11 protein-coding genes are annotated in these 11,386 nt (G+C 65.2%); 3 read left to right on the top strand and 8 right to left on the bottom strand.

Annotated features, from left to right (window positions below; genetic code table 11):
• Positions 1–65: 65 nt before the first annotated feature.
• The 4 genes from ACMLHZ_RS11435 to ACMLHZ_RS11420 all read right to left on the bottom strand — a co-directional run bounded on the left by ACMLHZ_RS11435 (position 66) and on the right by ACMLHZ_RS11420 (position 7,457).
• Complete coding sequence (locus ACMLHZ_RS11435; RefSeq protein ID WP_418667823.1) at positions 66–1,139, bottom strand: helix-turn-helix transcriptional regulator; 1,074 nt, start codon at positions 1,137–1,139, stop codon at positions 66–68.
• Between the two features lie 194 nt (positions 1,140–1,333).
• Positions 1,334–3,769, bottom strand: coding sequence for an HAD-IC family P-type ATPase (locus ACMLHZ_RS11430; protein WP_418667822.1), 2,436 nt, complete (start codon positions 3,767–3,769; stop codon positions 1,334–1,336).
• Between the two features lie 168 nt (positions 3,770–3,937).
• Positions 3,938–6,034 carry a glutamine synthetase III gene (locus tag ACMLHZ_RS11425; RefSeq protein ID WP_418667821.1) on the bottom strand — a complete coding sequence of 699 codons (2,097 nt, stop codon included), beginning with the start codon at positions 6,032–6,034 and terminating at the stop codon, positions 3,938–3,940.
• Between the two features lie 193 nt (positions 6,035–6,227).
• Positions 6,228–7,457 carry a class I SAM-dependent rRNA methyltransferase gene (locus tag ACMLHZ_RS11420; RefSeq protein WP_418667820.1) on the bottom strand — a complete coding sequence of 410 codons (1,230 nt, stop codon included), beginning with the start codon at positions 7,455–7,457 and terminating at the stop codon, positions 6,228–6,230.
• Positions 7,458–7,593: 136 nt separating this feature from the next.
• On the opposite strand from ACMLHZ_RS11420, the gene ACMLHZ_RS11415 reads away from it, so the two are divergent.
• Entirely contained in the window at positions 7,594–8,085 is a 492-nt protein-coding gene (locus ACMLHZ_RS11415) for a hypothetical protein (protein ID WP_418667819.1), read from the top strand.
• 167 nt (positions 8,086–8,252) lie between these two features.
• On the opposite strand, the gene ACMLHZ_RS11410 is transcribed toward ACMLHZ_RS11415, so the two are convergent.
• From ACMLHZ_RS11410 to ACMLHZ_RS11395, 4 genes are read right to left on the bottom strand one after another with little or no spacing between them, the layout of a single operon-like run.
• Complete coding sequence (locus ACMLHZ_RS11410) at positions 8,253–8,447, bottom strand: hypothetical protein (RefSeq protein WP_418667818.1); 195 nt, start codon at positions 8,445–8,447, stop codon at positions 8,253–8,255.
• Complete coding sequence (locus ACMLHZ_RS11405) at positions 8,431–8,637, bottom strand: hypothetical protein (RefSeq protein ID WP_418667817.1); 207 nt, start codon at positions 8,635–8,637, stop codon at positions 8,431–8,433. The genes ACMLHZ_RS11410 and ACMLHZ_RS11405 overlap by 17 nt, the downstream gene beginning before the upstream one ends.
• A gap of 46 nt (positions 8,638–8,683) precedes the next feature.
• Entirely contained in the window at positions 8,684–9,175 is a 492-nt protein-coding gene (locus ACMLHZ_RS11400) for a hypothetical protein (RefSeq protein ID WP_418667816.1), read from the bottom strand.
• Between the two features lie 3 nt (positions 9,176–9,178).
• The gene (locus ACMLHZ_RS11395) at positions 9,179–9,382 is read right to left on the bottom strand and encodes a helix-turn-helix transcriptional regulator (protein WP_177562853.1); all 204 of its coding nucleotides are present in this window, start codon (positions 9,380–9,382) and stop codon (positions 9,179–9,181) included.
• Positions 9,383–9,581: 199 nt separating this feature from the next.
• Here ACMLHZ_RS11395 and ACMLHZ_RS11390 point away from each other — a divergent pair, with 199 nt between their 5' ends.
• Positions 9,582–10,325 (top strand): ZIP family metal transporter, encoded by a 744-nt coding sequence (locus tag ACMLHZ_RS11390; RefSeq protein WP_418667832.1) that lies wholly within the window; start codon positions 9,582–9,584, stop codon positions 10,323–10,325.
• Positions 10,326–10,422: 97 nt separating this feature from the next.
• Positions 10,423–11,386: isochorismatase family protein (locus ACMLHZ_RS11385; protein WP_418667815.1), on the top strand; the 964-nt coding region annotated here is incomplete at its 3' end.

The raw sequence follows: 11,386 nt of genomic DNA, 5'->3' as shown, positions 1-11,386 counted from the left end.
GGAGCAGGGCGCCCGGGCCGGCCTTTCGCCGTACTGCGGCCAAATTTTGAGATCGAAGCCGCGGCTCACGCCCGCCGCCAGCGCGCCAGCAGCTGCCGGAACTCTTCGTTCTTTTGCAAAAAGGCGTAGCGGGGAGCGGTCTCCAGCTCGGCCAGCAGGCCGGGCAGCAGGGTGGAAAGGACCTGCTCGGGGGCAAGGGTCTGGGCCCGGGCCTGGTATTCAGGGGCGAGGTGATGGTAAAGAGGGCCTGCCGGCGGCCGGGAGAGCGAGGGGAGCGAGGCAAACAGCCTTTTTAAGAGATCCAGGCTGGCGGCTTCGTTTTGGCGCTTCACCGCAAATTCGAGCTGGGGCAGCAGGGCGGAAAATTCCGCCTGGCCCATCAGCCCGGCGAGCCGGTGCGAGACATCGGCCAGGGCAGAGGCGTCCCCAGAGCGGCCCTCGTCCAGCGCGATGTCCAAAAGGTTCAGCAGCGCCGCCTGCACCTCGCCGGTGGCGGCGATGAGCTTGCGCTCGTAAAGCTTCGCCGCGTCAGCGGTGCGCCCCTGCGCCAGCAGAAGCTGCGCCTGGAGCTGGCGTTTGTCGGGCTGCTCGGGCTCGGGCAGCAGGTCCAGCAGCTCCTGCGCTTCGTCGAGCCGGCCCTGCGCCAGGTATTTGCCGGCCAGCAGAAAGCGCGAGCGGCCCTGCAGCGCCCCTGCACCACAGCGCACGGCCTGCTCGTACAGGGCGATGACCCGGCCCTCGTATTGCTGCTTTTGGGCGGCGGTGGCCGAGAGAAGCAGCGCGCCGTCCAGCGCCGTGGCCACGGCGTGCAGCAGGGGGGCACAGTTTGGATATTTGCGGGTCTCGGCCAGGGCCAGGGCGAAGGCGGCGTCCACGCCCTCGCTGCGCAGGACCTGGCCCAGGCGCGCGTTAAAGCGGTCGATCTCGGGCTGGGAGGGCCCCTCGAAAAAGCAGAACAGGTCGTTCAGGTCCACCCCAAGCAGCCGGGCCAGGGGCGGCAGCAGGGAGATATCCGGCGCGGTGGCGCCCTTTTCCCACTTGTTCACGGCGGGGGCGGTGACCCCCAGGGCGTCTGCAACCTCTTCCTGGGTGAGGCCCAGCGCCTTGCGCTTTTCCCGGATGACGGTGTTCATGGGCATGGTATCAGCTCCAAATTCGGTTTTTTTGAGAAAGCCTTTCCCTTGAGTTTATTGTACCAAAGGAGCGCGGCGGGCACAATTGAACAGTTTTTTCATAAAAGGCACAAAACATGAGCGGGGCTCATGTTTTGTGCGGTAAAACCAAAAACCGGCGACGCCCTGGCATTTCAGGGGCCGCCGGTTTGATCCTTTTTTCAGGCCGCGTCCTTTTCAGCGCCGCGCGCGGGCGCGGCCACCGGAGGGCGGGCCTTGCGCTCCCGGGCGGCAAGGCGCCGCTTGAGGAGGAACGCCGCGCCCTGGCACAGGGCCATCACCGCGGGAAGGGCCGCGGCGAAGAGGAGCAGCAGCCGCCCGGCGGCCGGGGTGAGGGCCTCGAGGCGGAACAGGGGCCCCAGCAAAAAGGCGGCGCCGTAGTAGCCAAAGCCCATCAGGGCCACCAGGGTGGCGCGCCAGCCGGTGAGAGGCCAGCAGACCACCAGCAGCTGCAAAAGGCCCACCACGCCCAGCAGCAGGCAGCACAGGGTGGACACCTGCCCCGCGGCAAGGCCCAGGGCGCCGCCCGCCCAGCTGACCCCCACCAGACATACGGCGCCGGTGATGCCGCCGGGTAGGGCGTTTAAGAGGGCGGTGCGCATGAAATGACCGCCCGCCTTTTTAAAGGAGGGCTCGAAGGTGAGCAGGAAGGAGGGCGCGCCGATCATAAGGCCGCCGAACAGGCTGATCTGGATGGGGGTGAGGGGGTAGGCGAAGGGCAGCCACAGCAAAAACAGCACCGCCAAAAAGGAGAAGATGTTCTTGACCAGAAACAGCGAGGCGGCGCGCTGGATATTGCCCATGACCCGCCTGCCCTCGGCCACAATGTGGGGCATGGAGGAAAAATCGGAGTCCAGCAGAACGATCTGGGCCACCTGCTGGGCGGTCTCGCTGCCCGCGGCCATGGCCACGCTGCAGTCGGCGTCCTTGAGGGCCAGCACATCGTTTACACCGTCGCCGATCATGGCCACCGTGTGCCCCTTGGCCTTGAGGCCCTGGATGAGCTGCCGCTTTTGCTGGGGGCTCACCCGGCCAAAGCAGGTGTGATCCTGGGCGATCTGGCCCCAATCAGCGTTTTCGGGGAAGGTGCGGGCGTCGGCCCAGAGCTCGGCCCCTTCCACCCCGGCCTGCTGGGCGATGCGGGCCACAGCCACAGGGTTGTCGCCGCTGATGACCTTGATGGCCACACCCTGCCCGCGGAAATAGCGCAGGGTCTCGGCGGCGCCGGGGCGCAGCTCATCCTGCAAAAACACCACGCCCAGCGGCCGCAGGCTGCCCGGCAGGGCGGACGCCGCGGGCAGCGGGCCGCCCGCGGCAAGCAGGAGGGCGCGGCGGCCCTGGGCGAGCTCGGCGTCGAGCCGGGCCTGGCAAAACAGCGCCCCCGGCAGGATCATTTCCGGCGCGCCCAGCACAAGGCTCTGCCCCGCGCCGCTTTGCAGCGCGGCCCACTTGCGCTCGGAGGAAAAAGGGATCTCGCGCACCTCGCCCACGGGGGCGGCGGGCGCTGCAAAGCGGGCCTGCAGGGCCAGAGAGGTTGGGTTTTGGCTGGAAGCGGTGTGGGCGAAGAGCCCCAGCGCCGCCTCCAGCGCGTCACCGCCGACCCCCGGCGCGGCGACGAGGCCGGTGACCGCCAGGCGGCCCGCGGTGATGGTGCCGGTCTTATCGAGGCACAGGGTGTCGATGCGGGCGAGGTTTTCAATGCAGGCGAGCTCGTGCACCAGCACCCGGCGGCGGGCGAGCCCCATAACGCTGACCGCAAGGGCCACGCTTACCAGAAGATACAGCCCCTCGGGGATCATGCCCACCACCGCGCCGATGGTGGTGCTGACCGCGGCGGGCAGGGCCACGCCGGGCAGGGCGAGCTGGCGGGTGAGCAGAAACATGCCCAGCGGCACGATGACAAAGCTTAAAAGGCGCAGCCAGCGGTCCAGCGCGCGCATCATTTCGGAGCGGTGGCGCTTGTGTTTGCGGGCGGCCTGGGTGATGCGGGCCGCCCAGCAGCTTTCGCCCACCTGGTCCAGACGGGCGCGGCCCGTTCCCGCCACCACAAAGCTGCCGGAGAGCAGCTTTGCGCCGGGGAGTTTTTCGATGATCCGGCTCTCGCCGGTGAGCAGGGCCTCGTTCACCTCCAGCCGGCCGGAGGCCAGGACCGCGTCGGCGCAGATCTGGCTGCCGGGGCCGAATTCGACGATGTCGTCCAGCACGAGCTGGTCCGGAGGAAGCAGAAGGACCTCGCCCCCGCGCAGCGCCGTGACCGGCCGCTGGGCCAGAAGGCTGACCCGGTCCAGCACTTTTTTGACCCGGAGCTCCTGCACGACGCCCACCAGCAGGTTGCAGGCCACCACGGCGAGGAAGGTGACGTCGGCCCAGTCGCCCACCGCGATGAGGCAGGCGGCCAGAGCCAGAAACAGGAAATTGAAAAAGGTGAACAGGTTGTCCCACAAAATTTGGCCGGTGGTTTTGGAGAGGGGCTTTGCCGCGGTGTTGGCAAGGCCCTCGGCCGTGCGCTGGGCGGCCTGGGCGTGGGTGAGGCCCTGTTCGGGGGCGGGGTCCCACCGCAGGGGGGCGGTGGGCTGCGGCTGCTGTGCGTGTTTCATGGCGTATCCCTTGAGCGCCAAAGGCGGGCGGAGCCGCCGGGCGCATTCCTTTCGTTCAGAGCGTCTTTGCGCTGCTATCTATAGAGTGAACGAGAAAGGCCGGATTATTTCTTCAAGACGCGAAATTCGCAGAAAAAGGGCGGGCCCGCTTTGGGCCCGCCCCCGGCGTTATACATAATAGAGCATGGAGCTGTAGCTGGGCAAGGGCCAATATTCCTGCCCGCAGATGGCCTCTGCCGCGTCGGCTGCGGCGCGCAGCGCATTCATGGCGGGCAGCACCTGGTCGTGGTAGGCGCGGGCCCGGCTTTGGGCCTGCCCCTCCGGCACCGCCTCGGCGGCCTCGACCTGGGCCTCCAGCCGGTCGGCGGCGTCGCTCATGGCGTCGGTGTAGTTGGTGAGCTGGCGCAGGGCCTTTTCCTCGGCCTTGCAGGAGATACCCGGGCAGGCCGCCTGCTTTGCCGCGATGCCGTTTGCCAGGGCGGTCATGTAGCCCAGGGCGGCGGGCACCAGCTGGCGGCGGGTGATCTCCATCATGGTGACCGCCTCGATGTGGCGCAGCTTTGCGTAGTGCTCGAGCTTGACCTCGTAACGGCTGCGGGCCTCGGTCTGGCTGAGCACGCCCATTTTGGAAAACAGCTCCAGGTTTTTGGGGGCGATCATGGCGGCCAGCGCGTCGGAGGCGGCGGGCTCGCAGGCAAGGCCCCGGCGGGCGGCCTCGGCCTCCCACTGTTTTGTGTAGCCGTTGCCGTTGAAGATGACCCGCTTGTGGTCCCGGATGGTGCGTTTTACCAGCGCAATGACCGCGCTGTCGAAATCCTGCGCGCGCTCCAGCTCGTCGGCATAGCCCATGAGCTCCTTGGCCACGGCGGTGTTCAGCACGGTGTTGGCATCTGAGATATTGGAGGAGGAGCCGGGCATACGGAACTCGAATTTGTTGCCGGTAAAGGCGAAGGGGCTGGTGCGGTTGCGGTCGGTGTTGTCCTTGGCGAATTTGGGAAGCACGTCTACGCCGAGGTCGATCTTGACGGCCTGGGGGGCGATGTATTCGCTGTCGGACGCGATGGCGCTGAGGATGGCGTCCAGTTCGTCGCCCACAAACACGCTCACGATGGCGGGGGGCGCCTCGTTGCCGCCCAGGCGGTGCTCGTTGCCCGCCGAGGCGATGCTCATGCGCAGCAGGTCCTGGTATTCGTCCACCGCCTTGATCACCGCGGCGAAAAAGATGAGGAACTGCAGGTTATCGCGCGGGGTGTCGCCGGGGTCCAGGAGATTGAGCCCCGGGGCGGAGAGGGACCAGTTGTCGTGCTTGCCGCTGCCGTTGACCCCCTCGAAGGGCTTTTCGTGCAAAAGACACACGAGGCCGTGCTGGGGGGCGAGCTTTTTCATGAGCTCCATGGTGAGCAGGTTGTGATCCACCGCCACGTTGCAGCGGTCGAAGATGGGGGCCAGCTCGTGCTGGCAGGGGGCTACCTCGTTGTGTTTTGTCTTGGCGGCCACGCCCAGCTTCCACAGCTCCTCGTCCAGGTGCTTCATGAAGGCCGACACCTCGGGCCGCAGGGCGCCGAAGTAGTGTTCTTCCAGCTCCTGGCCCTTGGCGGGCATGGCGCCGAACAGGGTGCGCCCGGTGAGGATCAGATCCTCGCGGCGCTCGTAATCCTGTTTTTTGATGAGAAAGTATTCCTGCTCGGGGCCCACGGTCACGTCCACGTGGGCGACGTCCTTTCCGAACAGACGCAGGATGCGGCAGGCCTGGTCGCTGACCGCCTTCATGCTGCGCAGGAGGGGGGTCTTTTTGTCCAGCGCCTCGCCGTTCCAGCTGCAGAAGGCGGTGGGCACACAGAGCGTGCCGTCCTTTACAAAGGCGTAGCTGCTGGGGTCCCAGGTGGTGTAGCCCCGGGCCTCGGCCACGGCGCGCAGGCCGCCGGAGGGGAAGCTGGAGGCGTCCGGCTCGCCCCGCACCAGCTCTTTGCCGGAAAACTCCATGATGGCGGTGCCGTCCTTCATGGGGCTCACAAAGCTGTCGTGCTTTTCGCTGGTGATGCCGGTGAGGGGCTGGAACCAGTGGGTGTAGTGGGTGGCGCCCTTTTCCATGGCCCAGTCCCGCATGACGCTGGCCACCACGTTGGCCAGCTCGATGTCCAGCGGGCGGCCCTTCTGCACCGTGGCCTTGAGGCTGCGGTAGGTGGCAGCGGGCAGGCGCTCTTTCATCACGTGCTCGTTGAACACCAGCGAGCCGTAGATCTCTTTTGTGTTGGCAGGTGCCATTGGTTCTCTTCCTCCCTTAGATGCGCGGCCTTAGGGGGCCGTGGAGCCGGCGTTTGTCCATAAGCAGATTATACGGTTGCACAGTGGGCGGTGTCAACAAAATTTGGAGTGCCTGTTTGTAAAAAACGCCGTTTTTTGCGCGCGCCCGGGTTCCAGGGGCCCGGGGCAGGGCAAACGAGGCGTTTTGCGGCGGTCAGATGACCTGAAACAGGAAAAATTTGAGGTAATTTGTTTCGTCCACGCCCCACAGGATGGGGTGGTCCGGCGCCTGCTGGCGCACCTCGATCTGGCGCAGCTGGCGGTGCGCGTCCGCCGCGGCGCTTTGGAGCATCTTCACAAACATGGCCTCGGTGGCAAAGTGGCTGCAGCTGCCGGTGGCCAGATACCCGCCCCGGGGCAGTAGCTTCATGGCCCGGTAATTGATCTCTTTATAGCCGCGCATGGCGTTTTCGGCGGTGCGGCGGGCCTTGGTGAAAGCGGGAGGGTCGAGGATGATGAAATCGTAGCCGCTTTTGCCCTCGAGCGAGGGCAAAAGGTCGAACACGTCGGCGCAGACAAAGTCCATGACCCCCGCAAGGCCGTTGCGCACCGCGTTGGCCCGGGCCAGCTCCACCGCCGCTTCGCTTACGTCCACCGCGGTCACGTGGGCGGCGCCGCCCTTGGCGGCGTTCAGCGCAAAGCTGCCGGTGTGGGTGAAGCAGTCCAGCACGTGCTTGCCCCGGGCGAGGGCCGCCACCCGGAGGCGGTTGTATTTTTGGTCCAGGAAAAAGCCGGTCTTCTGGCCGTTCTCAAAATCCACCTCGTACTGCACGCCGTTCTCGGTGATGAGGGTGCGGGTGCAGGCGGGCGCGGCCTCGCCGGCGAGGGCGAACCAGCCCTTGCCCTGGGCAAGGCCCTCGCGCTCGCGCAGGGGCGCGTCGTTGCGCTCGTAAATGCCGCGGATGGCCTGCCCGTCGGCCCGAAGCACCTCAGCCAGCAGGGGAAAAATGAGCCCCTTGCGCTGCTCCATGCCGTAGGAGAGAGTCTGGGTGACCAGGATATCGCCGAAGCGGTCCACCGTGAGGCCGGGGAACTGGTCGGCCTCGCCGAAGATCACCCGGCAGGCACAGAGGTCCCCGGGGGCCAACACGGTTTTGCGGTAGGCCCAGGCGTACTCTGCCCGGCGGCGCCAGAAGGCCGCGTCGAACCGGTCGTTGGGGCTGCGGGATAAAAGCCGCACCCGGATCTTGCTGGCCTCGCTTAAAAAGCCGGTGCCGAGATAGCGGCCTTTGGCGCTGAGTACATCCACCAGGGCGCCGTTGGCGGGCGCGGGGAGCGGGGGAGCGGTGATCTCGTCGGCATAGACCCAGGGGTGGCCGCCTAGAATGGCGGCCTCGGCCTTTTTGGTGACGGTACAGGCAGGGTAGGGGCGGACGGTCTTCATGGGCAAAGCTCCCTTTTCGTTTTTTAAGGTCTGTTACAGCGCGCTGTAAAAAGAACGATGACGAACACAATGTGGTTATTATAGCACGGGGCGGCGGGGCATGCTATAATGGATTTTACAGAAAGGTGTGTTTTGTATGGAGATCGAGCGCAAATGGCTGGTGCACGGCTGGCCCGAGCGGCTGGGCGCGGCGCGGGTGCTGCACATGCGGCAGGGGTACATCAGCCTGCGGCCGACCGTGCGCATCCGGGAGGAAAAGCAGGAGAGCGGCACCGCGTGGGTGTTGTGTTTCAAGGGCCCAGCGGAAAAAGACGGGCTTTCCCGGGAGGAAATTGAGACCGAAATCGCCCCCCGGCTGTTCGGGCGGCTGGAGGCGCTGATCGGAAAACCCCTGATCGAAAAGGAGCAGCGGCGGTACGCCCTGCCGGACGGGCTGGAGCTGGAAGTGAACCATGTGGACCCGGGGGGAGCGGAAGAATTTTGGTATGCGGAGGTGGAATTTGCCACCGAGGCGGCGGCCCGCGCCTGGAAGCCGGGCGAGCTGGCGGCCTATCTGTTTGACGAGGTGACCGCGAAGCCGGGCCAGAGCATGGCGGCCTACTGGGCCCGCACCCGTGGCGGGGAATAATGAGCGCGGAGAGATAACGGGCTGCTGCAAAATGAATTTGCGATGGCAAATTGCGCAAAGAGCCAGTTCCAAAACGCAAAGAAAACGCCTTAACAAGCTTTCTCAGCTGTTTTAGGGCGTTTTCTTTATGTGCTGTTTTTTGCCGGGCTATGTTGCGGCAGCCGCTTTTATCCGGCCCGCCGCAGGGCCTTTTTTGCGCGCTTGAGGCTTTGGTAGAGCGGCTGGGGCAGGATGCCGATCACATCCAGGCAGAGGGCGAGCGCCGAGGTCGCGCCCAGGACCGGCTCGGGCAGCGGCATAAAGCAGTTGAGGCCGAAGGCCGCCGCGTATACCAAAAGGCCGAGCTTAAGTTCTGTTCTCATCCTTTTCCTCCGGTTTTTGCTGGCTGCGCATTCTGGCGGTGGTGAAGGCCAGAACAAACAGGGCTGCCAGGGTAAGCACCCCTGCGGTGCGGACTGCCCAATCGGCCATGGGGACAGCCAGCCAGCGGGAGAGCAGCACGACGACCCCGAAGGCCCCGATCACGGCACTGATGCGTCTTGTCAATTTCATTTTAATCCACCTCTTAAGTTGTTGCAGGGCTTGCGCTGCGGGGCGCTTACATGCTGCGGGAGCACAGAGCCCGGAATATGAACAGCAGCGCGAACCCGCTCACCGCGCAGTAGAACAGGGTGTAGAACACGGTCATATTGAAAAAGCTGGACACCAGCATGGCGACATACAGCCCGAACAGCAGGGTGAAGGCCGTGAGATTCAGCGCCCGGGCGAACACGGCCTGATTGCGCTCGTCCTGCTCTTCCAGGCGGGTGCGGCGCAGCTTTTCCTCATTTTTCAGAAGGGCGCGGGTGCGTGCGGCCAACACCGCCCCCGCCAGCGTGAGCCCGACGCCGATGCCGCACCAGATCCCCTCCAGGTGGGCGGTGTCGTGAGCCTCGGCGATCTGGCCGCCCATCAGCAGCAGGGTGACGGCCAGGGTGAGCACGCCCAGAACCGAGAGGCCGCAAAACAGCAGGACACGGCGGCGCAGGGCCACTTTGTATTCCTCCAAAGTGGCGTTCTTTGCAGGGCAGCTGAACAATTTGATCAACATAAGTTATTCCTCCACTTCGCTGAAATCGAACACTTGTTCGATGGGAAGCCCGAAATACCGGGCGAGCTTGTAGGCCAGCACCAGGCTGGCGGTGTATTTTCCAACCTCGAGGCTGGTGATGGTCTGCCGCGTTACGCCCACCGCGTCGGCCAGCTCCTGCTGGCTGAGCCTGCGGGCCTTGCGCAGCTCCGGGATTCTTGTATCCAAACCGCACCACAACTCCTGTCTTGTTATTCTGCGCAGATGATGCAAAGCGTCCTTTGCAAAATTAGTATAGCTTGCTTTGCACAGAATGTCAAGCTTACTTTGCAAAAAAATTAAAACAAGATTTTGCCAGTTCAAAAGCGCACCCTTTTTGCCCCGCGTGGATAAAGTGATGAAAAGGGGGTAGAGGGAATTGAACCAGGTGATCGCGGCAATTTTGATGGACCTGTTCCCCACCATCTGCACGGCGCTGGGGGCAGGTTTCGTTTTTTTTGTGGGCAACAAGGACACACCGGAGGCGCGGCGAAGCATGCTGGGGCTGGCGGCGGGGGTGATGCTGGCCGCCAGCATGTTCAGCCTGCTGCAGCCGGCCATCGAGCAGGCCAGCGCACAGGGGGAGAGTGCGTGGCTGGCGGCCAGCGCCGGGCTGGTGCTGGGCGCTGCGGGGCTTCTGCTGATGGAGCAGTGGGCGGGCAGGCTGCTGGCGGGGGGGAAAGGCCACAGCGGAAGGGTGATCTTTGCCATTGCGCTGCACAACCTGCCCCAGGGCATGGCGGTGGGCCTGACCGGGGCGCTTGCCCTGACGGGCGACGCCAACACGGTGGCGGGCGCTGTGGCGCTGAGCGTGGGCATTGGGCTGCAGAACATCCCGGAAGGGGTGGCTGTGGCCTTTCCCGTGCGGCAGAATGGGGCCAGCCGGCTGAAGGCGTTTGCGGTGGGCACGGCCAGCGGGCTTGTGGAGCCGGTGGGGGCGGCGCTGGGCGGCGCGCTGGCGGGCAGCCTTTTGGGGGCGATGCCCTGGCTGCTGAGCCTGGCAGCGGGCACCATGGTGTGCGTGAGCGCGCAGGAGCTGATCCCCCAGGCGGCGGAGGACGGCAAGGCGGGTATTTTTTGTGTGGTGCTGGGGTTTGCCATCATGATGGCGCTGGACGTGGCGCTGGGGTAAAAGGGCGCTTGTGCAGGGGGGCGCTCCATGGTAAAATAGCCGCAGGAATGGAAGAAAACGCGGCCCCTAAAGGCCGCAGAAAAGGACGGGAAACGAAATGGAACACACCGCGCTTTTGATCGTGGACGTGCAGGAGGGGCTGGTGCAGCAGGGCCCATACCGCTGGGAAGAGATGTGCGCCGGGCTGCGGCGCCTTTTGGCCTGCGCGCGCCGGGCCGGGCTGCCGGTGGTCTATGTGCAGCACGACGGCGGCCCCGGCGACGCGCTGGAACACGGCGGCACAGGCTGGCAGATCGCCGCGGCGATTGCGCCGCGGGAGGGCGAGCCTGTGTTTGAAAAGCGCCGCAACAGCGCGTTTTACGAGACCGGGCTGGACAAATACCTGAAAAAGGAGGGGGTGAAAACCCTGATCCTGGCGGGAATGCAGAGCGAATTCTGCATCGACGCCACCTGCAAGGCGGCCTTTGAGCGGGGCTACTCGGTGCTGGTGCCCGAGGGCTGCACCACCACGCTGGAGGGCGGCCGCTTTGCCGCGGCCGAGACGGCGGCCTACTTTGAGCGGGATATCTGGAACGGGCGCTATGCCCGGGTGCTGCCGCTGGCCCAGGTGCTGGAGCAGATCGGCGGGGCGGGCCTGGAACGGGCGCAGGTGCCGGCCGCCTGCCTGGAAGATTATAACAAGATGCTCAGCGGCGAGCTGTACGACTGCAACAACCCCGCGCTGGTGGAGTTTCAGCTTTCCTGCCTGGAAAAGCTGTACGATTACAACGCCACCCGCCCTTCCGAGGTGGAAAAGCGGGCGGCGATGCTGAAAGAGATGTTTGCCGAGGTGGGCGAAAACTGCTTTGTGCTGGCGCCCTTCCAGGCGAACTGGGGCGGCCGGCATGTGCACTTTGGCAAGGGCGTGTACGCAAATTACAACCTGACACTGGTGGACGACGCGGACATTTACGTGGGCGACTGCACCATGATCGGCCCCAACGTGACCATCGTGACCGCGGGGCACCCCATCCAGCCCGGGCTGCGGGAGAAGGTATACGAGTTCAACATCCCGGTGCACA

The organism is Allofournierella sp., from assembly GCF_048388525.1.
Lineage (GTDB): Bacteria > Bacillota > Clostridia > Oscillospirales > Ruminococcaceae > BQOK01.
Note: the sequence above shows the minus strand (reverse complement) of the source record. Positions and strands in the feature narration are given on the sequence as shown.